This window comes from Pseudomonas sp. 14A (assembly GCF_018132745.1).
Taxonomy (GTDB): Bacteria; Pseudomonadota; Gammaproteobacteria; order Pseudomonadales; family Pseudomonadaceae; genus Aquipseudomonas; species Aquipseudomonas mercuritolerans.
Map to the genome: position 1 here is coordinate 437,053 of NZ_JAGRQJ010000010.1, position 25,535 is coordinate 462,587.

At 60.7% G+C, this 25,535-nt stretch carries 18 protein-coding genes; 3 read left to right on the forward strand and 15 right to left on the reverse strand.

The window, feature by feature from the left end; all coding sequences use genetic code 11:
* Positions 1-16: 16 nt before the first annotated feature.
* The 9 genes from PS14A_RS12030 to PS14A_RS12070 all read right to left on the reverse strand — a co-directional run bounded on the left by PS14A_RS12030 (position 17) and on the right by PS14A_RS12070 (position 14,071).
* Positions 17-2,791, reverse strand: a complete 2,775-nt coding sequence (locus PS14A_RS12030) for a malto-oligosyltrehalose synthase (RefSeq protein ID WP_212616263.1) — start codon at positions 2,789-2,791, stop codon at positions 17-19.
* A complete protein-coding gene (malQ, locus tag PS14A_RS12035) occupies positions 2,788-4,866 on the reverse strand; it encodes a 4-alpha-glucanotransferase (protein WP_212616264.1) in 2,079 nt (692 codons plus the stop codon). The genes PS14A_RS12030 and malQ overlap by 4 nt, the downstream gene beginning before the upstream one ends.
* Positions 4,863-6,665 carry a malto-oligosyltrehalose trehalohydrolase gene (gene treZ, locus PS14A_RS12040; RefSeq protein WP_212616265.1) on the reverse strand — a complete coding sequence of 601 codons (1,803 nt, stop codon included), beginning with the start codon at positions 6,663-6,665 and terminating at the stop codon, positions 4,863-4,865. Before treZ ends, malQ begins: the two co-directional genes overlap by 4 nt.
* Before the next feature lie 17 nt (positions 6,666-6,682).
* The gene (gene glgA / locus PS14A_RS12045; protein ID WP_137213532.1) at positions 6,683-8,269 is read right to left on the reverse strand and encodes a glycogen synthase GlgA; all 1,587 of its coding nucleotides are present in this window, start codon (positions 8,267-8,269) and stop codon (positions 6,683-6,685) included.
* A gap of 590 nt (positions 8,270-8,859) precedes the next feature.
* Positions 8,860-9,813 carry a D-2-hydroxyacid dehydrogenase family protein gene (locus tag PS14A_RS12050; protein WP_212616266.1) on the reverse strand — a complete coding sequence of 318 codons (954 nt, stop codon included), beginning with the start codon at positions 9,811-9,813 and terminating at the stop codon, positions 8,860-8,862.
* Between the two features lie 12 nt (positions 9,814-9,825).
* Positions 9,826-10,872: an alpha/beta hydrolase gene (locus PS14A_RS12055; RefSeq protein ID WP_212616267.1), complete on the reverse strand. Its 1,047-nt coding sequence runs from the start codon at positions 10,870-10,872 to the stop codon at positions 9,826-9,828.
* Between the two features lie 86 nt (positions 10,873-10,958).
* On the reverse strand, positions 10,959-11,393 hold the full coding sequence (locus PS14A_RS12060) for a YqaA family protein (protein WP_212616268.1): 435 nt from the start codon (positions 11,391-11,393) through the stop codon (positions 10,959-10,961).
* The gene (locus PS14A_RS12065; protein ID WP_041480975.1) at positions 11,393-11,839 is read right to left on the reverse strand and encodes a DUF411 domain-containing protein; all 447 of its coding nucleotides are present in this window, start codon (positions 11,837-11,839) and stop codon (positions 11,393-11,395) included. The genes PS14A_RS12060 and PS14A_RS12065 overlap by 1 nt, the downstream gene beginning before the upstream one ends.
* 240 nt (positions 11,840-12,079) lie before the next feature.
* Positions 12,080-14,071: a methyl-accepting chemotaxis protein gene (locus PS14A_RS12070; protein WP_130912926.1), complete on the reverse strand. Its 1,992-nt coding sequence runs from the start codon at positions 14,069-14,071 to the stop codon at positions 12,080-12,082.
* Positions 14,072-14,424: 353 nt separating this feature from the next.
* Here PS14A_RS12070 and PS14A_RS12075 point away from each other — a divergent pair, with 353 nt between their 5' ends.
* Positions 14,425-14,952 (forward strand): hypothetical protein, encoded by a 528-nt coding sequence (locus tag PS14A_RS12075; protein ID WP_130912925.1) that lies wholly within the window; start codon positions 14,425-14,427, stop codon positions 14,950-14,952.
* Positions 14,953-14,997: 45 nt separating this feature from the next.
* Here PS14A_RS12075 and PS14A_RS12080 read toward each other — a convergent pair whose 3' ends face one another.
* Genes PS14A_RS12080 through PS14A_RS12100 form a run of 5 tightly spaced genes read right to left on the reverse strand, consistent with a single transcriptional unit; the run spans position 14,998 to position 22,048 of the window.
* The gene (locus PS14A_RS12080) at positions 14,998-15,933 is read right to left on the reverse strand and encodes a GNAT family N-acetyltransferase (RefSeq protein WP_130912924.1); all 936 of its coding nucleotides are present in this window, start codon (positions 15,931-15,933) and stop codon (positions 14,998-15,000) included.
* The gene (locus PS14A_RS12085; protein ID WP_212616269.1) at positions 15,902-17,212 is read right to left on the reverse strand and encodes a phenylacetate--CoA ligase family protein; all 1,311 of its coding nucleotides are present in this window, start codon (positions 17,210-17,212) and stop codon (positions 15,902-15,904) included. The genes PS14A_RS12080 and PS14A_RS12085 overlap by 32 nt, the downstream gene beginning before the upstream one ends.
* Before the next feature lie 44 nt (positions 17,213-17,256).
* Entirely contained in the window at positions 17,257-19,659 is a 2,403-nt protein-coding gene (locus PS14A_RS12090; protein WP_212616270.1) for an aldehyde dehydrogenase family protein, read from the reverse strand.
* Between the two features lies 1 nt (position 19,660).
* Positions 19,661-20,791: an acyl-protein synthase gene (locus PS14A_RS12095; RefSeq protein ID WP_212616271.1), complete on the reverse strand. Its 1,131-nt coding sequence runs from the start codon at positions 20,789-20,791 to the stop codon at positions 19,661-19,663.
* A 9-nt stretch (positions 20,792-20,800) separates the two neighbouring features.
* Complete coding sequence (locus PS14A_RS12100) at positions 20,801-22,048, reverse strand: MFS transporter (protein WP_212616272.1); 1,248 nt, start codon at positions 22,046-22,048, stop codon at positions 20,801-20,803.
* Positions 22,049-22,348: 300 nt separating this feature from the next.
* On the opposite strand from PS14A_RS12100, the gene PS14A_RS12105 reads away from it, so the two are divergent.
* Complete coding sequence (locus PS14A_RS12105; RefSeq protein ID WP_016770563.1) at positions 22,349-22,537, forward strand: hypothetical protein; 189 nt, start codon at positions 22,349-22,351, stop codon at positions 22,535-22,537.
* Between the two features lie 18 nt (positions 22,538-22,555).
* Here the strand turns inward: PS14A_RS12105 and PS14A_RS12110 are convergent, their stop codons facing one another.
* Positions 22,556-22,933: a fe2+ zn2+ uptake regulation protein gene (locus PS14A_RS12110; RefSeq protein ID WP_130912919.1), complete on the reverse strand. Its 378-nt coding sequence runs from the start codon at positions 22,931-22,933 to the stop codon at positions 22,556-22,558.
* A 243-nt stretch (positions 22,934-23,176) separates the two neighbouring features.
* Here PS14A_RS12110 and PS14A_RS12115 point away from each other — a divergent pair, with 243 nt between their 5' ends.
* Complete coding sequence (locus PS14A_RS12115) at positions 23,177-25,516, forward strand: acylase (RefSeq protein WP_212616273.1); 2,340 nt, start codon at positions 23,177-23,179, stop codon at positions 25,514-25,516.
* Positions 25,517-25,535: the final 19 nt, after the last annotated feature.

Sequence of the window (25,535 nt, forward strand, 5' to 3'; positions counted from 1 at the left end):
TGCTCCTGAACTGAACTCATGCTTGTGTTAAGTGTTGGATAAAGAGATTGACCGGGACATCCCCCAGCGCTTCGCTGACATTCAGCTCCCTGTTTTGTGTGACTACACTGCTGGCAAAAAGTCCCTTCAGGTTTGCATCCGAAGCGGCAGACGGCAAAACCACCCGCGTATCGCCCCAGCGCAGCGCATCGACCTGCGGTATGGCACTGTTTTCCAGCAACGTTGCGCAGCGCACCGGCACCACCACAATGGCCCGCACGCCTTCGTGTTCACGCGCGAATGCCAAGACGTTGTGCGCCTGACTGCCCAGCACTTCCAATTGCTGGTAATCGCCTCGACGGAACAGCTCGCTGTGTTCCTTGCGCAGGTTCAACACCTCACTGATCAGCGCCTGTTTGATGCGCCCGTCACGCCAGTCCTTGAGCAGTTCGGTACCCGGCACGGATGCCTGCAACGCTTGCTCGCGGGCGGCGTAATCCACCGGGCGGCGGTTGTCCGGATCGACCAGACTGAAATCCCAGTACTCGTTGCCCTGGTACAGATCCGGCACCCCCGGCACGGTCATGCGCAGCAAGGTTTGCGCCAGCCCGTTGAGCGCGCCGGCAGCGGCGATGCTGTTGACGGTCTTGCTCAGCGCCGCACGCAGCAACTCACCTTCTTCGCCGGTCAGCAGCTTTTCCGTGAAAGCCTGTGCTGCATTTTCATAGGTTTCGTTTGGCGCGCTCCAGCTGCTTTGCAGCTTGGCTTCGCGCAGGGCTTTCTGCTGCCATTGCCAGATGCGCTTGGCGTACTCGGCGAAACCAGCCTTGTCATCGTCCTGCAGGTCCAGCGGCCAACTGCCGAGCAATGCCTGATAGAGGATCAGTTCGTCGCCAGCGGAAGGCGCGTCATCTTCGATGCGCACGGGGCGGGCGAGGGCGCGCCACAGTTCGACCTGATCGGCGTACCAATGGCTGCGCTCGCTGAGTACGGCCAACCGGGCGCGGGTGTCTTCGCCGCGCTTATGGTCATGGGTAGCAGTCGCGAGCAGGTTGTCAGGAAACTCGGCCATGCGCTGTTGATTGACTTCATGGAACTCGCTGACCGGCGCGCTGAATTGCTCGGTGTTGTAACCGACATCATTGCGCGACAGCAGCACGGCCGAGCGATACAGCGCGGTGTCTTCCACGGCTTTGGCAGCTGCCGGCGAAGTCAGTTGCTGGAAACGCACGCAGGCATGCTTGAGGATCTTGCGCGAGCGCCCCCGTGGCTTGCGGCGCCAAGGCGTGCCGCCGAGCCAGCTGGCGACCGAGTCGAGCACTGGCCAGTCGGCTTCGCTGAGGGTTTGCCGCGCACCGTCCATGGCGTGCTGGAAAATCGCTTCGTCCTGCTCGGAACGGCCCATGGCGCTGATGTAAGTGCGATAAACCGGGAAGTGCACGATCAATGCGTGGAGCACGCGGCGAATGGCGCCCAAGGTCAGGTCGCGGGTCATCAAGTCATCCCGCGCGACTTGATGCAGGGCCTGAGCGACACTTTCGAAGTCGCTGGCCAGCGAGCCGTTGAGGATCTGCTGGCGGGCCAGTTGCGCTTCTTCCATGAACGCAGCCGGGCGCTCGGTGCGACGCTGCCAGAGTTCGCCGAGCACGTGTTCGCCGTCCGGGTCGTGTTGCAGCAGCGACAGCTGGTTCATGAACTCGTAACCGGTGGTGCCGTCGACGCTCCAGTCGCGGCGCAGGGTTTCGCCCTCGCCGAGGATCTTCTCGACATAGATGGGCAGGTGACGTCCCGGCGCCAAGTGATCAAGGCGACGGCGCAATTTGCGGCAGTAGCCACGCGGGTCGGCGAGGCCGTCGATGTGGTCGATGCGCAAGCCGTCGACCAGACCTTCTTCGACTAATTGGAAGATTTTGCCGTGGGTCGCTTCGAACACCGCCGGACGCTCGACGCGCAGGCCGCCAAGCTCGTTGATGTCGAAGAAGCGCCGCCAGTTGATGTCGTCCGCCGCCGTGCGCCAACTGGCCAGGCGATAGCTTTGCCGCTCGAGCAACTCGTGGAGCTTGTGGAAGCCTTCCTCAGTGGTGGAATCGTACTGTGCGAGGTTGCCTTCGATAGTCGCCAGAACACGCGGATCGCTCGCCAGCTCGCGCAACTCTTGCTTGAGCGGCATCGCCAGCGAATGTGCGTCGGTCTGGTAGCTGAGTGTGCTGAAGCGATCTGCCAGAGACTTCAGCGTGTCGTCGGACTTGAGCAGTTCGCCATAGTTGTTCGGGCAGATCGGGAAGTGGTGGTCGTAGTGCTCGACGTAAAAAGTCCCGGTCTGCGCGTTGAATTTCAGCTTCAGCGTGCCTTCCTGCAACGCCACTCCGTAGTCGCTGCCAAGGAACGGCAGCAGCAACTGGCCTTCCATCAACGGGTCCGGCGAGTGCCACTGAATGTCGAAGAATTCGCCGTACGGGCTCAGGCGTCCCCATTCCAGCAAGTCCAGCCACCACGGGTTGTCGTTGCCACCCACGGCCATGTGGTTGGAAACGATGTCGAGGATCAGGCCCATGTTGTGTTCGCGCAGGGTGCTGACCAGTTGGCGCAATGCCGGCTCGCCGCCCAGTTCCGGATTGACCTGGGTCGGGTCGACCACGTCGTAGCCATGCATGGAACCGGCGCGGGCTGCCAGCAGGGGCGAGGCATAGATATGGCTGATGCCGAGGCGGGCAAAGTACGGCACCAGTGGCACCGCTTGTTCGAGGGTAAAACCCTTATGAAATTGCAGGCGCAAGGTGGCGCGCAGCGGCTGGATTTGCTGTTGATTCATTGGTCACGCTCAGAGGCTTGAAGGCGCGCGCAGGCCAGCAGTTCCAGGCGGCGGGCGGCATCGGGGCCGTCCAGCAACGCTTCGCTGGGACCGGGCAAGCGTCGCGACCAGTTCGGATGTGAATCGGTGGTGCCAGGCAGATTCGGCTGTTCATCGATACCCAAGGCATCCTCCAGCGGCAGCAGGACCAGCGGCGCGCGGGTATGGCCGAGGAAACGCACACTGGCATCGACCACTTGATCGGCTTCGTGGGACTCTTCGCGGAAGTTCTGCGGATCCTGACGCAGCGCATCGCGCAGGCCTTCGCGTTCACGCTCACGATGCCGACGCCAGTCGATTTCGCCGTTGGCATCGACCAGACCCAGACGCGCATTCCAGTCGATGTCACGACCATGCCACCAACCATTAAGTGTCGGCAGGTCATGGGTGCTGGTGGTCGCCAGGGCATCATCCGGCCAGTCGAGAATCGGTTTGAAACGGGTGTTGTCCTGTTCGAACAACAGCACGCGCATGCCCAGAATCGAACGTGCGGCGAGTTTTTCCCGCAGGCCTTCCGGCACGGTGCCGAGGTCTTCGCCGAGCACGATGGCCTGATGCCGATGGGATTCCAGGGTCAGCAGACGCAACATGTCGTCGAACGGGTAATACAGATAGGCGCCATCGGCCGGGGCGGCACCGTTGGGAATCACCCACAGGCGTTGCAGGCCCATGACATGGTCGATACGCAGGCCGCCGGCGTGGGCGAAGTTGGCGCGCAGCATGTCGATGAAGGCACGGAAACCGTTGCGGATCAGCCCTTCCGGCGAGAACGCGGAAATGCCCCAGCCCTGGCCGCTGCGATTGAGGATGTCCGGCGGCGCGCCGACGGTCAGCGAGGCGAGCAATTCATCCTGAAAACTCCAGGCCTGACTGCCTGCACCGTCAGCACCGACGGCGAGGTCGGCGATCAGACCGATGCCCATGCCGGCACTGCGCGCAGCAGTTTGGGCGCGTTCGAGGCAGCGATGGATCAGCCATTGGCAGAAGGCGAAATAGCCGATGCGCTCGGCGTATTCCTCGGCAAACGCGCCCAGCGCCGCGCCGCGCGGGTCATGCCAGTGCTCCGGCCATTCGCGCCAGTCGAGGCTTTCGCCACGGGCGGCGCGCATTTCCTGAATCGCTTCGAAGCGGCAATGGTTTTCCAGCGCTTCGCCACCTGAATGACGGAAACTGGCGAAGTCGGCGTGCAGCGGATGCTCGCCAGCAACGAAGCCGTCATATAAAGCTTGCAGCAGTTTCTGCTTGGCTTCGGCGGCAGTCGGCCAGTCGATCAGCTTGAGATTTTCCAGCTGCTCGAACTGCGCGGCCAGGCCACAGGCATCGATCGCGTCACGCAACGCGCGTTCGCCAAGAATCGTGCCCGGTGCTGCGTACAGTGAATTGAGAAACAAACGACTGGACGGCGAATAAGGGCTGTAGCGGCCATTGTCGGCGCTGAACATCGCGTGCATCGGGCTGATCGCCAGCGCATCGGCGCCACGTTCACCCGCGACACGAACCAGTTCCTCCAGCGCCTGGGTGTCGCCAAAACCACCGTCACCCGGACGGCGCAGCGAATACAACTGGGCGCTCAGACCCCAGGCGCGCGGGATCGGGCTATCGACCGCATCGGCGACGCTGAAGCAGCGTTCAGGCGCCACGGCGAGCGTGAAATACTGATCGGCGATATGCACTTGCTGGTAACCGACCGGAATCAAGCCGGGCAACATGGCTTCGTTGTCCAGCTTCAGGTTCATCTGCGAGCCGTCTTCAAGATGGATTTCGCAGGGGGTTTCCGGTGAGAAGTAGCGACTCAGATCGAGGGCAACGCCCACGTCGCAGGTCAGCAGGGGCGGCAAATGGCGGTCTTGCTGGACTTCTTGCAATTCCAGCAGGCTGGCATCGATTTCTTGCGCGGTGCTGGCGGGGTGGCCGAGTCCGATCAGGACATTGCGCAACACAGCAGGAGCGACTTTTTGCTGACGCCCGTTGGCGTCGATCCAGTCGACGGCAAGGCCGGCTCGACTGGCGAGTATTTCCAGTTGCGCATCGCTCATAGGCGCTCTCCATCCAGGGGGTGCAAAAGGGGTGCGGCCGTGAGGCTGACGAGCGCGGTGTACGCCGGCAGTTGGTTCGGGTCCGACAGTTCGACTGCGGCTGGCTGTTGAAACAACCACTCGGTATCAGTCTGTGCAGGGTTGACCACTGGCGTGTCACTGAGGTTCAGGTCAATTCGCAGCTCACTGCCGTTGCCCAGCCGCCAGCGTGCGCTGACCGCGCCATGGCCGAGCATTTGCGCGCCCAACGCTTGAGTTCCGGAGAGGTGGGGAATGATGTACTGGTGACGCAACTTCAGCAGTTGCCGGTAGAGCTCTTGCGTCTCCTGTTGTAACGGCGTGCCACTGCCAACCAGTCGTGGCTGCGAGGCGCGGAAGGTTTCTTCGGCATTCGGATCGGGGATCTGCTCGCGCTTGTGCGGATCGGTAAAGGCACTGAACGCGGCGAACTCATTGCGCCGGCCTTCTCGCACCAGCTCTGCCAGTTCACCGTGGTGACTGGTGAAAAACAGGAACGGCTGCTCGGCGGCATACTCGTCGCCCATGAACATCAGCGGGATCATCGGCGACAGCAGCAACAACACCGTCGCCGCTTGTACCGCACGCGGGTCGGCGAGCTGATGCAGGCGTTCGCCAAACGCGCGGTTGCCGATCTGGTCATGGTTCTGCAGGAACAGCACGAACGCAGTGGATGGCAGATGTTCGCTCGGCTCGCCGCGAGGTTCGCCATGGCGAGTGATGTGGCCCTGGAATACGAAGCCCTGACTCAGGCAGCGCACCAATTGCTCGGTGGGTTGCGCGGCGTAGTCGGCGTAATAGGCGTCGGTTTCGCCGGTCAGCAGCACGTGCAAAGCGTTATGGCCGTCATCGTTCCACTGCGCGTCGTAGTCGGTCTCAAGCAGGCTCGACTGGTTCAGCTCGTTCTCGACAGTCAGCCAGACGTGCCGGGTCGGGTCGATCTGCTGGCGAATGCGCCGGGCCAGATCGCTGAGGAAGTCCGGGTCTTCAATTGCGTGTACCGCGTCGAGGCGCAGGCCGTCGAAACGGTATTCGAGCAGCCACATCAGCGCGTTTTCAATGAAGAACTCGCGCACTTCCGGGCGACGGAAGTCGATCGCCGCGCCCCAGGGCGTGTGCTTGTCCTCGCGGAAAAAACCCTTGGCGTAACGATGCAGATAGTTGCCGTCGGGGCCGAAGTGGTTGTAGACGACGTCGAGAATCACCGCCAGGCCATGGCCGTGGGCGGTGTCGATCAGGTGTTTGAGTTGTTCCGGTGTGCCGTAGGAGGCTTGCGGTGCATAGGGCAGTACGCCGTCATAGCCCCAGTTGCGATCACCGGGAAATTGCGCCAGCGGCATCAATTCGATGGCGGTGATGCCCAGCGCCACCAGCCGCGCCAGATGCTGTTCGACTTCGGCAAAACCACCGAGCGCACCGACGTGCAGCTCGTAAATCACCGCTTCACTCCACGGCCGACCATTCCAGGTCGTGTGCCGCCATTGGTAGGCATGGGGATTGACCACCACACTGTGGCGGTCGAGGTCACCATCCTGCGCTCTGGAGGCCGGGTCCGGCACCTCCAGTTCGCCATCGATGCAGTAACGGTAGCGACTGCCCGCCGGGCAATTGGCCTTGATTACAAACCAACCGTCGCCCTGAGGCAGCATGGGCAACGATTTTCCATCTTCCAGTTCCACACTGACGTAGAACGCGTCAGGCGCCCACAGCGCAAATTGCGTGTGCTCGGCATCCAGCATGATCGCGCCGTGGGGCCAGGTTTCTTGGGTCCTTGACGGCATTTTCTGCAACTCCCTGGTTATTTGTGGCTGGCTTTACCCAACGCCTTGGCGACCAGTTGTTCGTAAAGTTCGGCGTACGGTTCAACCGCTTTGCTCCAGTTGAACGGTGCAGCCATGGCGCGGCAGCGCATGGCATTGAGCAATTCCGGGAAGGCGAAGACCTTGAACGCGCGGCTCAGGGCTTCTTTATAGCTATCAACGGTGGACTCATCGAAAAGGAAACCGGTGACGCCGTTTTCAATGGTGTCGGCCAGGCCGCCGGTATTGCGCGCGACCGGCAACGAGCCGAAACGCTGGGCGTACATCTGGCTCAAGCCGCAAGGCTCGTAACGCGAAGGCATCAGGAGGAAATCGCTGCCGGCGAACATGCGTCGGGCATCGGTTTCGTTGAAGCCGATGCGTACGCCGATCTGGCCAGGAAAGCGCAGGGCCAGTTCACGCATGGCTTGCTCTTCTTCCGGCTCACCACGGCCGATGATCGCGATCTGGCCACCGTTCTGCACGATGTACTCGGACACCGCTTCGGTGAGGTCGAGACCTTTCTGATACACGAGACGCGAAACCACGGCGAACAACGGGCCAGTCGAATCGTTCAAGCCAAACAGCTCACGGACGTGCGCCGCGTTGATCGCTTTGCCTTCCCAGTCGCCGATGGCGAACGGGGCAAACAGGTGCGGGTCGGTCGCCGAATCCCAGCTCTCGTCGATGCCGTTCGGGATGCCGCTGAGCAGGCCTTGCTGGGTCTTGGCGGCAAGGAAACCGTCGAGGCCACAGCCGAAGTCCGGGGTGGTGATCTCTTGCGCATACGTCGCGCTGACGGTGGTGATGTGGCTCGAATAGGCCATGCCGGCCTTGAGGAACGACATCTTGCCGTAGAACTCCATACCTTCCTGTTGCAGGGCATGAGTGGGAATCCCCAGCTCCGGGCAGGAACCAAGGCTGGTCACGCCTTGATAGGCAAGGTTGTGAATGGTGAACAGCGTTGGCGTGCGCTGCCCGCGCCAGTGCATGTAAGCGGGCGCGAGGCCAGCCGGCCAGTCATGGGCGTGCACCAGATCCGGGCGCCAATGGATTTGCGCAAGATTGGCGGCGATGTCGGCAGCGGCCAGGCCGAGACGGGCGAAGCGGATATGGTTGTCCGGCCAGTCGCGACCGTTGTTGGCGCCGTAAGGGCCACCCTCACGCTCGTAGAGTTCAGGGCAGATCAGCACGTAGATCACCAGGCCATCGGGCATGTCCATGCGCCCGATCTTGCAAGGTGGCAGCGCGGCGTGGCCACCCAGCTCGCCGATGATGTGAATCGGGTTTTCGCTGTGCACCACCTGCGGATAACCGGGAATCAGCACCCGCACATCATGCAGATGAGCCATGGCCCGGGGCAGGGCGGCAGAGACGTCACCGAGGCCGCCGGTCTTGACCAGATCGGCGATTTCCGAAGTCACGAACAACACTTTTTTCTTGTTGGGATTCTGGCTTGCTACCGGAGCAAGCGTCTTGGTGCCGGGTACGTTGATCTGTCGGCTGCCGGGAACACTGATGGTGCTCGATTCTCCAAGCGACTGGTGAGCACGCTCTCCCTGAATATCCAATGCCGCACTGATCATATGTATCTCCCGTGTGTGATCTGATTCTTGTCTCGAACAAGCTGTTTCGTGGCCAAGTCCTGTGGCCGGGCGCAAAGGCGCCACGCATCGGTGAGCAAATGCTGACCCAACACGCGCAAGCAGAATGGGTGGTGAGGCCGTTGCAAGGATTACACCAGTCGCTTTCGCCCAGTTGTTCTGATGACCTGTGGCGTGAAGCAAAAGTTTCGACTTTTTTTCGTCGGTATGACCGAGTGGTTTGGCCACTGAAAAATCAGTCTAGGCCAGATCCTAGAGCGGGTAAGGGCAAATGGGTAAATTGTTCGACAATCGGTTGTGTCGGGATGTTAGAGAGGGTTGAGGAGGGGAAACGCTCCGACGAAGGGCATGTTTTTCGGTCGGAGTGGGCCAAAACGGTGACTGAGCGGTCACGATTTTGTGCTAAGGGATGGGCGGGTTGCACCGTTGTGGTGCGAGGGTATTTCAGCGTGGTATCTGAGATGACCCCTTCGCGAGCTGGCTCGCTCCCACATTGGGACGCGTACAACCTGTGGGAGCGAGCCTGCTCGCGAAGAGGCCTGTTGCAGCAACTCAACTTTAAAGTGATGGACTCAATTCAACAGACGCACCGGCTCCCCAGCTGCCCAACTCTGAATATCCTCGATCATCTGCCGGAAGAACTGCTCGTAATTCTGCCGACTGACATATCCCACATGGGGGGTGGCGAGGACATTGTCCAGCGTGCGAAATGGGTGCAGGGCCGGCAAAGGCTCTTGCTCGAACACATCCAGCGCTGCCCCGGCAATCCGCCGTTTCTGTAGCGCCTTGATCAACGCCGCTTCATCGACGATCGGCCCGCGAGCAGTGTTGACCAGCAGCGCGCTCGGTTTCATCCACTCCAGCGCTTGGGCATCGACCAGACCGCGACTGCGTTCGCTGAGCACCAGATGCACCGACAGCACGTCGGCCTGCTCGAACAGTTGCTGCTTGCTGACGTACGTCACGCCGGCCTGTTCCGCGCGTTCGGCGGTGAGGTTCTCGCTCCAGGCAATCACCCGCATGCCGAATACCTGGCCGAACTGCGCGACGCGCTGGCCGATGCTGCCCAAACCCAGGATTCCCAAGGTCTTGCCATGCAGGTCGCCGCCGAGTCCTTGTTGCCACAGGCCGGCGCGCAGGGCATTTGCTTCCTTCACCAGATCCCGGGTGGCAGCCATGATCAGCGCCCAGGTCAGTTCCGGCGCGGCGTGTTTATAGCTGTCGGTGCCGCAGACCTTGATGCCCAGCGCTGCTGCAGCCGGCATGTCCAGCGCGGCATTGCGCATGCCGCCGGTGACCAGCAACTTCAGATTGGGCAAGCGCCCGAGCAAATCGGCGTCGAAGCGCGTGCGTTCGCGCATGACGCAGATCACCTCGTACTTGCCGAGGCGCTCGCCCAGTGTCGCGTTGTCGGCCGGGTAATCATGCACGAAGGTCACTTCACCGATGCTCTCCAGCACGGACCAGTCGACCACGTCGCGTGCCACGTTCTGCCAGTCATCGATCACTGCAATCTGCACCGTCATCGCCTTACCTCATCAAGGAACGGAAGGAGTCTTGCCCAGCCAGCCGAGCAACGCCTGATGGAATTTCTCCGGTTCTTCCATCTGTGGCGCGTGGCCCATGCCCGGGAATTCGATCAGCGTCGACTGCGGAATCAGCTTGGCGACCTGTTTGCCGAGCACCTCGTAATGACCGATTTTCGCTTTCACTTCCGGCGGTGCGAGGTCCTTGCCGATGGCCGTGGTGTCGGAGGTGCCGATCAGCAACAGGGTCGGCATCTTCAGATCCTTGAACTCGTAGTACACCGGCTGGGTGAAGATCATGTCGTAGATCAGCGCCGAGTTCCACGCGACCTGGGTCTTGCCCGGACCTTTGCTCAGACCTGCGAGCATGTCGACCCAACGATCGAATTCCGGCTTCCAGCGGCCATCGTAATAGGTGGTGCGCTCATAGTCGCGAATGCCCTTGGCCGTGACCTTCAACTCACGCTGATACCACTGATCGACGGTGCGATAGGGAACGCCGAGGGCTTTCCAGTCTTCCAGACCGATCGGGTTGACCATCGCCAATTGATCGACCTGCTCCGGGAACAGCAGCGCATAACGGGTGGCGAGCATGCCGCCGGTAGAGTGGCCGAGCAGGGTGGCTTTCTGGATACCCAGGGCTTTGAGCAGTTGCTGGGTGTTGGTGGCCAGTTGCTGGAAGCTGTACTGATAGTGCTCAGGTTTGCTGGAGGTGCAGAAGCCGATCTGGTCCGGCGCAATAACGCGGTAGCCGGCATCGCTCAAGGCCTTGATCGAGCTGTCCCAGGTCGCTGCGCAGAAATTCTTGCCGTGCATCAGCACCACGGTGCGGCCGTTGGCCTTGCCATTGGCGGCGACGTCCATGTAACCCATTTGCAGTTTCTGACCCTGGGATTCGAAGGCGAAGTGTTTAAGCGTGTAGGGATATTGGAAGCCTTGTAGCTCCGGGCCATAGGCAGGCCCTTCGGCGGGGGCGGTTTCAGTGGCTGCGTGCGCCATTAATGGCAGGGCAGCGCTGAGGACGAGGCCGGGCAGCCAGCGGGAAAGCGTGACGGACATAAGCACAAACTCCTTGAAAATTGGCCGACTGTGGAAGGCGGGGATTACGCCGACGTTAAACAAAGGCAATCACACTGAGGGTTGGTTCAACCGAGCCAGCCCATTGTCAGCAAGGCCAGCACGCCATAGCGCGCGCCTTTGGCCAGTGTGACGATCAACAGAAAGCGCCCGAGCGGTTCGCGCATGACGCCGGCTATCAAGGTCAGCGGATCGCCGATCACCGGCAGCCAACTGAGCAGCAGCGACCAATGCCCATAGCGCTCGTAGTGCTTGCGCGCCTTGGCCATGTGCTTGGGACTGACCGGGAACCAGCGTCGATCCTGAAACCGCTCGATGCCCCGGCCCAGCCACCAGTTGGCCAGCGAACCGAGCACGTTGCCCAGCGTCGCTACCGCGAGCAAACCCCACAGCCAGTAACGCTCGCTGACGATCAGACCGACCAGCAGCGCTTCGGATTGCAATGGCAACAAAGTTGCCGCACCAAACGCAGCAAAGAACAGGCCGAAGTAGGCTGCCCCCATCAACGGGCCGGGTAGTCCGCCACTACCACGTCAGCGCCGTCCTTCTTCAGGCCGATCACTTGGTACGCATCGCTCATGCCGTCCATTTCCATGCCCGGCGAGCCCATTGGCATGCCCGGCGCAGCCACACCCAGCAGATCGTCGCGCTTGCTCAACGCAAGCACCTGATCGGCCGGCACATGGCCTTCGACGAATTTGCCATTGATGATCGCCGTGTGGCAGGACGCCAGACGCGGTGGTACGCCGTGCTGCTGTTTAAAGCTGCTCATGTCGCTTTCGACGTGGTCTTCGACTTTGAAGCCATTGGCTTCGAGATGGCTGATCCACTTTTTGCAGCAGCCGCAATTGGCATCGCGGTGCACTTCGATCGGGATCAGTTCGGCGGCTTGCGCCAGGGAGGAGATGAACAGGGCGCTCAGGGCGAGCAGACGCAGTTGGCTTCGCATGGGAATGGGCTCTCGACTCGGTGAAGGTCAGCAAGAACGCATTTTGACCGGTTTTTCCATCCCGGCATCAACTGAGTGTTTCCAGTTGCTACAAGACACCCGAACCAATGTGGAAGCGAGCCTGCTCGCGAATGCGGTTGACCAGCCGCAGCTACAGTGACTGAAAAATCGCTTTCGCGAGCAGGCTCGCTCCCACAGGGGATTGGCGTAAAGGCCAAAATCCCCGTGGTCGCGGTTGGCTTAACTGACCTTGAACCGCCCCATGATCGCGCTCACGCGGCTATTGGCTTCCAGCAATTGGCGGGTATTCAGCTCGCTGGCCTGGCCGCTCTGCACCAGTTCATCGACCATGTGGCGGATCTGCACCATGCTGCGGTTGATCTCTTCGGTCACTGCGCTTTGTTGTTCGGCGGCGGTGGCGATCTGCGTGCTGAGGCTGTTGATGTGGCTGACCGAACCGGCCATTTCGTCCAGCCCCGAGTTGACTCGGGCGGTGGCGTCAGCGGCGGACTGGCAACTGGCCTGGGTGTTTTCCATGGCGCTGACCGACGAACTCACGCCTTGGGTCAGACGGGTCAACATTTCGTTGATTTCCGAAGTGCTGGCCTGGGTACGGGCGGCGAGGGCGCGGACTTCATCCGCCACCACCGCAAAACCGCGACCCTGTTCCCCGGCACGCGCCGCTTCAATCGCGGCGTTGAGGGCGAGCAGGTTGGTCTGCCCGGCAATCGCACCGATCACGCCGAGGATTTCGGTGATGCGCTGGGCGTCCTGCTGCATGTTTTCAACTTTGTGTGTAGCGCTGGCAACCTCGTCGATCAGCGCAACCACGCTGTTGGTCGCTTCACCCACCACGACGCGCGAGCGATCGGCGTTTTCATTGGCGCGCTGGGTGAACGCAGCGGTTTCAGCGGCATTCTGCGCCACGCTTTCAGCGGTGGAACTCATTTCGGTAATGGCGGTGACGGTCTGGTCGGTTTCCGAGGCGTGACGCAGCAGAATCTGGCTGGTGTGCGCCGAGGTGCGTTGCAGATTGTCGAGGCTGGAAGCCATGGCGCCGGTGGCCTGGGTGACTTCGCCGATCATGTTCTGCAGGTAGACGATGAAGGTGTTGACCGAATGGCCGATGGCACCCAGTTCGTCTTCGGCGCGAATGGTGATGCGGCGAGTCAGGTCGGCGTCGCCGCTGGACAGCGAATCGATGTTGGCTTTTAGAGCCTTCATGCGCTGTACCAGTTTGCGAATCGCGTAAACCTGCAACAGCACCAGCAGGATCACCAGTGGAATCTGGATCAGGCTGAGACTGTTGAGCACATCGTCACGCTGGGCGGTGAGCATCTTGGTCGGCAGGGCAGTGGCGAGGAACCACGGTGTGCCCTCGATAGGGCGCATGAAGAATGTGGCGTCTTCACCGTTGTTGTCGAACTCGACGCGTTGCGCTTTATCGCGGTTCTGCAGGCCGGTCTTGATCTGATTGATGAAGGTCGAGCTGGCTGCCAGTTCGCTGATGTTCTTCAACACGATCGGGCCGCTGATGCGCGAACTGTTGCTGATGATCTTGCCGTCAGCCTCGACGATAAGCATCTCGGCGTTGAGGTCTTTTTCCTTGCGCGCCACCAGGTCGTTGAAAAAGCCCAGGGTCACGTCGATGGTCGAGACGCCCCAGGCGCTGCCGTTCTTGTAGATCGCCATGGCGCAGTTGGTGCGCGGCTCGGCACTGGCGTCGTCCTTATAGGCAGCGGCCCACGCGCATTGGCCGCGCGGGGTGGCCATGCCGCCCTTGTGCCAGCTCTGGTCGTAGTAGTTGGGTGCGGCGTCGCTGTTCCAGAACGTATTGACCTTGAGCTGCCCCGAGGCATCGCGGTGCCAGAAGGTGCTGAACTTGTTGCGCCCGGCCTCGCGCTGGCCGGGCAACGGCCAGATACCGCCGCCAAAGACTTTCAGTTCGCCGTACTGATCCACCAGCCCGGGCAACACCACATCGATGGCGGCGCTGTCGAGCAGGGGGATGGTCTGGGTGATGCTGCGTTGCTGCGCCTGCACCTTGTTCAACTCGCCCTGAATCTGCACGGCGACTTCGGCGATGCGGTTGAGTACCACCTTCTCTTCGGTATCGCGCAGGGTCGGTGCGACCAACTGGCTGATGCCGACCACGGTCAGCACGGACAACAGCAGAATGAACAGAACCAGAAACAGCGTGTATCGAGCCTGAATAGTGCGCAGTGCGGGCATGGAACTGATCCTTGAGCGGCGTTTTTTATTGGAAGGCAGGGCTAAAACAGGGCGGGTATCACAGCGTATCGACGCAGCAGGCAGAAGCTTTAGGTACTTGCGTGCCTAAAGAACACAGGGCGATGACCGGTTGGTATCGGGATTGGTACATCCCAAGCAATCGCCACAGTTGTTACATCCTGATGACGGCGTGAAGCAATGTTTGCGGGCCTTAAGCTCGGTGTCATGAATGTACGAGATTTGTAAAAAAGCGCACAAAAGGGTTGGTTGGATCAGGCGAAGCGGCCGATACTCGCGCCCATTCAAATCGTTGGACAAGGACATTTCATGCTCACTGCACAAGGAGTACTCGCATGACGATCGGCTATACCGGCGCCTGGGAAAGCAAGGCGGGCGTTCTGGTCCGTGATACCGGCGCGAAGAAGCAGGTTTCGCAGAGCGTCAAAGTGCAGCAGATGTTGACCCTGGTCGGTAACGATCCGAATGCACTGAATGTCGCGGAGATGGACAAACAGGGCTTGCGCAAGCAGATCAAGGGTTTTGACCCCGCCAACGTCTCCGTCAAGCAACTGGGCAACCTGAGCGAGTTTCTGCGCGGGCGCGGCCTGATTTCCGAGATCACCTCGATTACCTTGCTCAATGCCGGCGACAAGTTCGACCGGTTCGGCGTGCAGAAGGACCCGGAAGCTAAGTTCAACGCGCTGGAATATTTCGCCACGCAGCTCGATGCTATCCAGACCAACAGTCTCAATGGCAATTACTACGGCAAGAGCCTGATTCCCGAATTCAAGAAAGCCATTTACGTCCTGCAGAATCTCAAGACCTATGGTGAAGGCAACGCTGCCGTGCCATCCGACAAGGGCCTGACGGCCAAGGCATAAACCCGCGCGCAGTTGAGCGGGCTCATGTCGTTTACTGGCGCTCGTTCAAACCGGCGGCAAATCACCACTGCCGATTTGCCGTCGTATCTGATCATGCAGCGTCTGCATGTGCGGGCAATGTAATGCCAGTTTGCGCGGACGGTAACCGCGATGGAACAACGCCAGCCATCCCCCGCAATTGTCATGCGCCGGCGCCAGGCCGGTGAAAGCGAAACCGATGGCGTTCAGGCTGTGCAGGTCCCCGGCAAAGTGTCGCGACAGCTGCAGATGAATCGAAATCAGCCAATGCCTGGGTAATGCTCTGAGCTGGCTGAGCAGTTCCGGGTCGAGTTTCTCCAGCAGCATTTCATGGCGATTGCCATGTTGTTCGACCTGGACCGAGGCCCCGCGCCAGCGTGTAGCGCCGGCCCCGACACCGAATACGTCCGCCAGTCTGTGCATGAACGTACGGCAGCTGGGGGGCCACACCTGCGCTGGCAGTGGTCGCTGATAACCATCGATGGCGCGAACGCCCACCACGATCGACTCTGGCATCTTGCAGCCGAAAGGTGAGCGGACGTAATCCGGGAGCAGTCCGGTGTTATGGAAACCGAGGTTGAGGGCCATGCGTTGGGTGTAAGGGTGATGGGTCACCTGTTTGATCGAAACGCTGCGACAGCCCAACGCCTGCGCGTGAGTGAGCAGTTGCTCGCCCAGCCGCGTGGCAATGTTCTGCCCGCGTGTGTCGGGATGTACGGCGCTCAACGCCAACTCGGCGTCGTGCGCCTTTTCGCTTTGCCGATACAAGGTCGCATGACCCCGGATCCGCTCGCCCTCGACTGCCACCAGTGAATGCCAGCGTTTATCCGCATGGTTTTGGTTGATCAGACAGGGCAGATACACGTCGATCTTCAGGTAACGGTCGCCATAAACCTCGCGAAACAGTTCGCTGACAGCAACCGCGTCGCTGTCACGGTAATTGCGCAGGACCAAAGATTCCATCAGACACCTCCCTGTCATTCCGGTCATAGCAGCGCAGATCAATCACCCGCAGTCGTTTGCCTGCGCGAGGATGACGTGCGAGATCCTCGAATTGGCAGCTTTGAATACGCAACTCCAGTAACCCTGCGGCCTGCAGGGGCAATATCCCGGGGTAGAGTTCGATCAGTCGCGCTTCAAGCTGGCCGAGCCTGCAGATCGAGCGTTCGTTGATCACGCATTTGAAGGTCAACACATCGCTGCCGTCGGCCTGCTCGATCAACAGCTGCCAGTCGTTGCTGCCCGTGATGCATCGCACGGTTTCGCCGATTTCATCGGTTATCAGCGACAGAATGCCGACCCGCACACGCTGGCTGCTGGCGCTGCGGCCTTTCAAGGCGAATTTGCGTTGCGCGGTTCCAGCCGGTTCGCGCCAGCACGCCAGATCACCCACGGGATAGCGGATCAGCGGCATCAGGCGCCGATGCAGATTGGTCAACACCAGCAGACCTGTTTGCTCGCAGGCCTCGATCGTTGCGCCGGTGTGCTGATCGACAATCTCCAGCAGGACGTGGCCGTCGGGCGTGCGATGTTCGCCTTCCATGCAGTCACGATGACTGGCACCGATAAATCCACCGTCGACGCTGGCGTAACCGATCGAGGCAATGCGCGCGTTGGGCAGCACTTGCTCAAGGAGTTGGCGCTGTGAGGCAAACAGGCTCTCCCCGCCGTAAAGCACGGTATCAACCAACGGTAACGCAAGGTTGCGTTGCTTGAGCCAACTGGCGAAGGTCAATAGTTGCGCAGGCACGCCAGCCAGCACGTTGATCCGGTGCTGGGCGATGGCATCGGCCAACTTCAGCGGATCGACCTCACCGGTAAACGGAAACTCGGTGATCGCTGTTTCAACATGGGCCAGCGAATCATGGATAAATAGAAAACTGGCGTAGAGGTCGCCAGCGAAAAACAGATTGGCGACACGGTCGCCAGGGCTGAATTGCCCGCTCAGACTGCGGCCGAAATCTTCGACCGTGCGTTGCCATTCAGTGCGGGTATAGACCGAAAGCCTGCCGCCGCCGGTAGAGCCACCGGTCTTGAAGACCAAGGCGTGTTCAATGGGAGCTGTCAGTACCGGCCAGTGCGCCAGATCCGCACTGTCTTTCCAGAAGTCTGCCGGATCAAGCAACGGTAATTCGCACAGCGAGTTTATTGCCTCGGGAACATCGGCGAGGCTGTTCTTGTAGTAGGGCGAATGCTCACGGGCATAACCCGTCAATTCGCTAATCGGGTCGGTTGTTTTCACGATGTATTCTTCTTGATTCGAATGAGCTGGCTCACGCTCGAACGTCAGCGGCGTGAGTCGATGACCAGCGGCGTTTTGCCGCTGTGTCTGTTTTGAATGAAATTCGCGGGCGAGCACTGCTCGATGCGCAGGACCAGCAGTCCGCTGTCGATGACGGTCATCAATGTCAGGTAATCGGCGAGACGGGTTTCAGCGATGTCGGCTGCGAGTTCGCAGCGCAGTTGCATGCGCTCGACGCCGTCAGCGCTGTGGTCCAGCTGCAACTGAAACGGAACTTGCAGCCGCGACGCCAATTCGCTCAGGGAGATAAAGTCAGTGCCGATACGCAGCAACCTGCCGTGGCGTTGCAACAGTTCGAAGCGAGGGGACTTCAGCCCACAGGCGCAGGCGCCCGGCAGCCAGCGCCCGGTGTCGCCAATCTCATAACGCTGCACGCGTTGGCCACCGTCGCGGGCGAGCGAGGTCACCAGCAGCCGCCCCACCTGATCACCCGCAACCGGCACATCTTCTTCGAACGCAACGATTTCCAACTGCTGGATATCGCTCATCAAATGGAAAATCCCATCGGCCGAAGCCTGGCAGGCATGGCCAAGCGGGCCGGCATCGACGCTGCCGTAGATCGCCGAACGAATCGTCGATACGCCGCAGCTGCGCAGCAATGCCCGGTTCTGCTCGCTCAGGTGCTCGCCACCCAAAAAGACTTTTTCGACACCGCCATAAATGCGCAGACATTCCTGCTCGTTGAGAAACAGGCGATGCAGCGTGGCTGGCATACCCACCAGCACGTTGACCCGCTGATCGATGATCAGCTGGGCAATCTCACGATAATCGTCATCTGTAGGAGCGGCCATGGGCAGGTGCGTCACCTCAAGCAGTTCCAGCGCTTTGCTGAAGCTGAGAAAACCGCCATACAGCCCGCCGCAGAAGAACAGGTTCATGACCCGATCCCGCGCCGGATCAAGGCCGGCGGCGAACAGACCGTCTGCGGTTGCGCGCATTTGCCGATTGAAGTCGCGATAGCTGTAGCCGGCCAGAGCAGGGGTGCCGCTGCTGCCTCCAGAACGGAAATACAACTGCGCCTGATCGTTGATGGGCTGGGCGACGAAGGCCTGTTTGTCCATGATCGCAGTGCATGGCTTCGCTGGTAACGGCGCTGAATCGAGACTGGCCTGATTCGACAGATGCGTGGCCTCCAGACACACCGATACGCGTCGACTCAGGCGTTGCAGCGCGTAGACGCCGTCATGGGGTTCGCCTGCGTAACCGTCGTGAATGCCGCTGATCGGTGCGATCCGCGTGACCCCGGCAGCGATCAGCGCATGGCAAAGCTCGACAATGCGCGGTTGAGCACACGCCAACGCACAACTTTGCAGCACATTGCGCCACGGCAGCAGGGTGGCGCTCAGCAGCGCCTGCGGCACTGGATGCAGCAGTACGCTGCGAAACAGCGGTGAAGGCGCAAGCTGCCGGTCGTGCGCCCAGATCACCCGCCAGCCCGCGCCGTTCCAGACTTGCCCGGTGTGACCGGCGAAACTCTGGCCGAGGCGGGCCATCTGCGTGTGCGTGGTAATTTGCGAGGCCTCCTGGATTGTCGGTACCAGTGCCGGCCATTGCGCGGCGCGTCGTTGCAGCGCCTGCGCCAGGCGTTCGCCGATATCGCGCAACACCTGCGGATCATCGCTGTCGACCAACAGCCATTGCGGGCTCGAGCAGGCCTGCTGATCCAGTCGGCAGACTTCGTCGGCGACGGCATCGAGGGTTTGCGGCGTCGCAGTTTCTGCACAGAGATACACAAAGCTGATGCGATGCCCCCAATCGATCCAGCGACAACCCGGCGCCAGCTGTTGCCGAATCGCTTGCAACGCCGCTTCGCCACCCCATGCCGCAACACCGTTGGCGTGCTTGCACAATTGGCCGATCTGTTCGGTATCAGCCGGGACGACTGCGACGTAACCGGCCAGGTGTCCGCTCGGATCACAGTCCACCAATGCGCTGAGCAGTCGTGCCGTCAGGCCCTGATCGCTGCGGCTGGGGCGCAGCCAGTTGATGTTGCCGGCGAGCAGACTCTCGACCACCGCGCAAAAGGCCAGCAACGGCGCGTTGGCGGGAGTGATGTGCACCACCAGCCCGAGTGGGCGCCACGCTTCGAAGCGCGGCTGGCGATAATCGATGCGACGCAGAGAGTCGGGATCGGCGCCAAGTTCGCGCTCGCGTTTAGAGATCAAGGCCTCGGGCCGGCAGAAATCCATCAGGGCCTGACGCTGCTCGTTGTCGAGGGGCAGATTCGTCGGTGCGCTACGCAGTCGGTCGGTAAACCTCGCCACTGCCTTGATGACCTGGCTGCTGTCGATTGCCGTCGCCAAGAGCTGCGGCAACTTTTGTTGCAACTCTTGCAGAGCTTGGTCGAGTTGGTAAACGTCGTGCAGTTGTCCATTGATCAAATACATATCAGTGACTTCCCAATAATTCGGCGGCGGCCATTGCACAGCTCCTGCCCGCCGTGGTGCCGGCGCGGCCGTGCAGTTCGAACCAGTCGCTGGTCAGTCCGCAGCCGCAGCTTGCGCCCGGGTGCAGCGTGGCCAGGTCGCTCATGACCACGGCGTGGGCCGGGCTGGAGGTGATATAGGGCGAGACGAAGCCGAACAGGCCTGGTTGGCCATGGGGCAGCAGGGAAAAATCTACCGGGTCGCGAATCAGCACCCGCGAATACACCGGCACATGAAAGCGGTGCCGGGCGCATTCGATGTAAGGCACCGCGTGTTCGACAGCGCCATAACCGTCGCGGCAGCGGCCGGGTTCGATGCCCAGTTGCCGATGGATATGTGCGTAGAACTGCTGTTTGGGAATTTCCTGCGTGGTCTGGTTTTTCCAGCCACCGCCAAAAAACGCCAGTGAACCGGCGGGCAGTTGCAGGTCCTGCACAGCGGTAGCCTGCATGCGTTGCAGCGCCTGCCAGAGAAACGCCGGGAAGCCGAAAATCCTTACCGGCAAACCTTCTTCAGCGAATGACTGCAACGCGGCGATGACGCCGAACACGTCGAACTGATGGCCGCTACTGGTGCTGCGCAAGGCATAAACCACGCGATTGGCCGGGGCGAACTGACAGAGAAACTGGTCGGTGAACGACGTTCCCAGGGTAATGCGCCCCTCAGGCTCATAGCTGAGCAACAGGTAATTGCACGGCGTATCGGGAGTGTCCCAGCCGTAGTGGCGAAATATCTGCGCAACCATGAACTGCGCCCGAGCAAGACTGCGTTCGTCGTAACGCATGCGGCTTTTCTGCCCGCTGGTGCCTGATGAAGTCAGTTCGAGGGCGTCCGTCCCCGTGCTGCTCAGCAGCAGGTGTTGCTTGAAGAAACTGGCAAAGATCGGCGGCAGACGCGACCAGTCATCAAGGCTGTCGAGATCCTTCGGCGCCAGTCCATGAACGCTGAGCCAGTGGGCGTAACCCGGGGTGTGATCGCAGTGAAAGCGGCTGATTTCAGCCATCGCCCGATCAAACAGGTCAGCCGGGGCGGAATCAGCGCAATAGGGGGCCGTCAACGCGCAGAGCGCGTCGGCAAAGGGCAAGTCGATCATCAATGTTCCTTATTGAGGCGAGGCGACATCTGGCGTGGTGGTTTGCAGGAGTCGGTACACCATGGGCAGACACATCAACCCGCCGAACGCGGCCCAGAGAGCGAAGTATTCAAGACGGCTGCCGCCACCGATGGCCGCGATCAGCGAACCGCCAAGTCCCATGACGGCGATCGAGATCATGCCTGTCAGCGCCGACACCAGGCCTTTGCTGTCATCGCTGGAAAACAGCGCAATCCGATACACCGCCGCGTTGCTCATGCCCAGCCCGACGGCGTACAGCGCCAGGCTGGCGACCACCGGCCCAAGCCCCACGCCGAGCAAGGCGCATGCCGCCAACAGCAGCAGGCCCAGACAGAACGGCCAGAGCGCCAGTTGAATCAATTGCTGCAATGTATGGGTGCGCAGCACGCGGTCGAGAAGCAGGTTGCCGGCAATAACCGCGGCGAACACCGGAATCTGCCACAGGCCATATTCCAGCGGCGTCAGCTCCAGAACCCGTACCAACAGCAACGGTGCCAGGCCAATCCAGGCAATCAGCGGCAGACTCATAAGGCCCAGCGCCAGACTGGCGCAGAGAAAGCGCGGATTGCCCAACAGCGTGCCGTAGCGTTGCGCAGTGAGACGCCAGGAGAAAGACACTGTCGGGTTTCGATGCCCGTCGCGGCGCTCGACGCCCACGGTTTCCGGCATCCACAGCAACAGGCCGAGCCAGACCAGCGCCGCTGCGAAACCAAGCAGCAGAAAGATCTCCCGCCAGTTCAGCCATTCCAGCAGCAGGATGCCAAGCAGCGGCCCGAGCAGCGGCGACAACAAGGCGATATTCCCCAGCAGGGCCATGAGCCTGACCGCGTCGGCTTCGCAGAACACTTCCTGAAGCGCCGGATAACTCACCGCGACGACAAACCCCAGGCCCATGCCCTGCAATACACGTAACAGGTTGAAGGCTTCAATGCTGTCGCTGAAAAATGCTGCCACACATGAACTACCGAACAGCGCGCTGCCGCTCAATAACAGTGGCCGGCGCCCGAATTGATCGGACAAAGGCCCGAGTAACCATTGCAGGCAAACACCGCCCAACAGATACAGATTGAACGCATTGGGCACGTGCCGCGCGTGCGCCTCAAGTTCGCTCGTGACATCCAGCATTGCCGGCATGATCACGTCACTGCCCATATACGTGAGAAGTTCGAAAGTGGTCAGCGCCAGACAGAAACCTGCAGTCTGGCGGGGGCTGATGTTTATAAGTGTGCTCTGCATGAACATCCCTGTTTTAACAGCTGTGGAAAGTTCGCAGAGCCTAGGTGCAGACACGCGGCTCACCTAGCCGTTTGCTGCGTCAGCAGATTTCAAAAACTCTCGGCATGTTTACAGGGTCGGCGCAGCGCAAGAGGTGTTTGCAGTGGAGCGAGTGGTGGTGCCGTGCCTTGCGGTTGAGCCGCATGCAGCCAAAACGCTTCGGCGGCTGTAACATGACAGCCCGTTTGCAGCGACGCGTCCGCGCATCGGCAAGCGCATGAACATGCGCGCAGATCTATTCCAACGTTTCAGGAAACCGCAATGACCCAGAAGCAACGCTTGATTTATTCGATTCTGATCGCCCTGTCCGTGTTGGCGATCATGCTGGGCCTGTCCTGGCTGCAAAATGCCGGGATGATCACCGAGAAGACCTTCCAGTACGTCGCCATCGGTGTCGCCGTGGTTGTGGTGGTGATCAATGGTGTGATGCGCCGCAAGGTCAAGCCGTAACGGCGGGCACCCAGGGCCTCATTCGTTGTTGAGGACTGCTGCAGCCTGTGGGTGCAGGCTGTAACTCTTGTCGGCGTTGAAGGTGATCACGCCTTCGGCGCACAAGCGTTTAAGCACTTCGCGCACGCTCAGAAAGGACAGCGGCACATCGAGATCGAGCAATTGACCATGCACACCGCGCACGCCCAGGCGACGATTGCTCTGTGCCGCCACCAGCAGGGCATCGATGACTTTCAGCCGAATCAGGCTGGTGCGCAGGCCGAAACTCTTCAATAACACGCGAATACGCTCATTGCCCGGACGCTCGCCGCGCTGAGGGAAACTGCCGGTGTGCGAACTCATGGATACGCCCTGTGGCGTCTGGCTACCGTCCGATGGTAGTTGCGAGTTGTACATGCGATTACTCCTTTTCAGAGCCAGATCGGGAAAGGTTTTGTTGCGCTCTCTAAACAAGACGTTTCAGCACGACAAATCATGAAAGAAAAGATGTAGAAATTTCGTCGCTAATTCGTCTCGGCCGTGTGATGACGGCTTTGCCTGGATGGAATGCTCGCTAAATTTTTTTCATCAGTTTCGTTTCTTCGACAGGCTCATTGCGCGTGGACGCGTGGGCAATTGACCTTTCGAGCAGGAGCGAGCGTGATCATTTCCAGGCAACTCACCGGGCTGGCCCTCGCCGGCACCCTATTCGGACTGAGCCTGTCGGCCCATGCACTGAGTCCGGCTGCACAAACGAGCGCGGACATTCGCCGCACCAGCTTCGGCGTGCCGCACATTCGCGCCGAAAACGAACGCGGGCTGGGTTTCGGCATCGGTTACGCCTACGCCCAGGACAACCTGTGTTTGCTGGCCAACGAAATTGTGACGGTCAACGGCGAGCGCTCACGCTACTTCGGCCCGGAGCAGTTCACTGTCGAACAGCGGGAAAACCGCGTCAGTGATGTCTTCTTCACCTGGCTCAATACCCCTGAAGCGGTCGAGACCTTCTGGCAGGCGCAACCGGTGCAGGTCCGCGACCTGGTCGAAGGTTATGCCGCCGGGTACAACCGCTATCTGGGCGAACGTCGTCAGAAGGGGCTGCCGCAGCAATGTCAGGGTGAGTGGGTGCGTGATATCAGTGCCCGCGATCTGGTCAAACTGACGCGGCGCCTGTTGGTAGAAGGTGGGGTGGGACAGTTCGCTGAGGCTCTGGCCGGCGCCACGCCGCCGCGAGCCACCGCGCAAGTCGAGCGCAACGCCCAGGCGTTTCAACTGGCCGACGCACGTCAGCAACGTTTCGCCCTGGATCGCGGCAGTAATGCCGTGGCGGTCGGCAGCGAGCGTTCATTCAATGGCCGTGGCATGTTGCTGGCCAACCCGCATTTCCCATGGGTCGGCGGCATGCGTTTCTATCAGATGCACCTGACCATCCCCGGCAAGCTCGATGTGATGGGCGCTGCGTTGCCGGGCCTGCCGATGATCAACATCGGTTTCAACCAGCACCTGGCCTGGACCCATACCGTCGATTCGTCGAAACACTTCACGCTGTATCGCCTGCAACTCGATCCGCAGGATCCGACCCGGTATCTGCTTGACGGCAAGTCGCTGCCGCTGAACAAACAGACGGTCACCGTGCAGGTCAAGCAGGCTGACGGCCAGATCGTACCGGTGGCGCGCGACATTTATAGCTCGCAGTTCGGTCCGATCGTGCGATGGCCGGGCAAACTCGACTGGGACAAGCAGTACGCCTACAGCTTGCGCGATGCCAACCTAGACAACGATCGCGTACTCAAACAGTGGTATGCGATGAACCAGGCCCGCAATCTCAACGACTTGCAAGACGCGGTGCAGAAGATTCAGGGCATCCCATGGGTCAACACCCTGGCAGCGGATGACAAGGGCCAGACGCTGTACATGAACCTGTCGGTGGTGCCGAACGTCAGCGCGGAAAAACTGGCCAAGTGCAGCGACCCGCGTCTTGGTCTGCGCATGATTGTGCTGGACGGCTCCAACAGCGGCTGTGCCTGGGATATCGATCCGCAAGCGGCGCAGAAGGGCATTTTCGCCTCCAGCGAGTTGCCGCAACTGTTGCGCAAGGATTTCGTTCAGCATTCCAACGACTCGGCGTGGCTGGCCAACCCGGCGCAACCGCTCACCGGCTATTCGCCGCTGATCAGCCAGGAAGGACAGCCGCTGGGCCTGCGCTCGCGATTCGCGCTTGATCGTTTGGCTGAGCTGAGCAAAAAAGGCCCGTTGGCGGTCGGGGATCTGCAGCACATGGTGATGGACGATCAGGTGTACCTGGCGGCGCAGATCATGCCGGACCTGTTGAAGTTCTGCGCCTCCGATCTGGGCAGCGATGCGGCGACACTGAAACCTGCCTGTGCCAGCCTCAAAGCCTGGGATGGTCGCGCCAACCTGGATTCCGGACTCGGTCTGGTGCATTTCCAGAACATCATGCAGGCGCTGCTCGAGTCGCCGGACATCTGGCGCGTCGCGTTCAACCCGGCTGATGCGCAACACACTCCGCGCGGCCTTGCGGTCGAACAACCGGCCGTGGCCAAGGCGCTGCGTGAAGCGATGCTGGCTTCAGTCGCGCTGGCCGGCAAAATGGGCCTGGAGCCGGACATGCGCTGGGGTGACATCCAGGTGGTCAGCAGCGGCGGGCAACAAACGCCGATTCACGGTGGGCCGGGTACGCTGGGCATTTACAACGCGATGCAGAGCATTCCCCGCGAGGACGGCAAGCTCGAGGTGGTCAGCGGCACCAGCTACCTGCAAGTGGTGAGCTTCGACGAAAAAGGCCCTTACGCCCAAGGGCTGTTGGCATTTTCGTTATCCAGTGATCCGGCGTCGCAATATTCGCGTGACCAGACCGAGGCGTTTTCGAAGAAACAGTGGAGTGTCCTGCCATTCACTGAGCAGCAGATCAAGGCGGATCCGCAATATCAGGTGCAGACGATCAAGCTGGATCAGGCAGGGAAGGTGGCAGCGCAGTAAACAGTCGTCGCCTGAAACA

Bases quoted from the DNA above. Each gene is read 5' to 3' on its own strand.
- PS14A_RS12030 (WP_212616263.1), bottom strand. From the start codon at position 2,791: ATGAATCAACAGCAAATCCAGCCGCTGCGCGCCACCTTGCGCCTGCAA.
- malQ (WP_212616264.1), bottom strand. From the start codon at position 4,866: ATGAGCGATGCGCAACTGGAAATACTCGCCAGTCGAGCCGGCCTTGCC.
- treZ (WP_212616265.1), bottom strand. From the start codon at position 6,665: ATGCCGTCAAGGACCCAAGAAACCTGGCCCCACGGCGCGATCATGCTG.
- glgA (WP_137213532.1), bottom strand. From the start codon at position 8,269: ATGATCAGTGCGGCATTGGATATTCAGGGAGAGCGTGCTCACCAGTCG.
- PS14A_RS12050 (WP_212616266.1), bottom strand. From the start codon at position 9,813: ATGACGGTGCAGATTGCAGTGATCGATGACTGGCAGAACGTGGCACGC.
- PS14A_RS12055 (WP_212616267.1), bottom strand. From the start codon at position 10,872: ATGTCCGTCACGCTTTCCCGCTGGCTGCCCGGCCTCGTCCTCAGCGCT.
- PS14A_RS12060 (WP_212616268.1), bottom strand. From the start codon at position 11,393: ATGGGGGCAGCCTACTTCGGCCTGTTCTTTGCTGCGTTTGGTGCGGCA.
- PS14A_RS12065 (WP_041480975.1), bottom strand. From the start codon at position 11,839: ATGCGAAGCCAACTGCGTCTGCTCGCCCTGAGCGCCCTGTTCATCTCC.
- PS14A_RS12070 (WP_130912926.1), bottom strand. From the start codon at position 14,071: ATGCCCGCACTGCGCACTATTCAGGCTCGATACACGCTGTTTCTGGTT.
- PS14A_RS12075 (WP_130912925.1), top strand. From the start codon at position 14,425: ATGACGATCGGCTATACCGGCGCCTGGGAAAGCAAGGCGGGCGTTCTG.
- PS14A_RS12080 (WP_130912924.1), bottom strand. From the start codon at position 15,933: ATGGAATCTTTGGTCCTGCGCAATTACCGTGACAGCGACGCGGTTGCT.
- PS14A_RS12090 (WP_212616270.1), bottom strand. From the start codon at position 19,659: ATGTATTTGATCAATGGACAACTGCACGACGTTTACCAACTCGACCAA.
- PS14A_RS12095 (WP_212616271.1), bottom strand. From the start codon at position 20,791: ATGATCGACTTGCCCTTTGCCGACGCGCTCTGCGCGTTGACGGCCCCC.
- PS14A_RS12100 (WP_212616272.1), bottom strand. From the start codon at position 22,048: ATGCAGAGCACACTTATAAACATCAGCCCCCGCCAGACTGCAGGTTTC.
- PS14A_RS12105 (WP_016770563.1), top strand. From the start codon at position 22,349: ATGACCCAGAAGCAACGCTTGATTTATTCGATTCTGATCGCCCTGTCC.
- PS14A_RS12110 (WP_130912919.1), bottom strand. From the start codon at position 22,933: ATGTACAACTCGCAACTACCATCGGACGGTAGCCAGACGCCACAGGGC.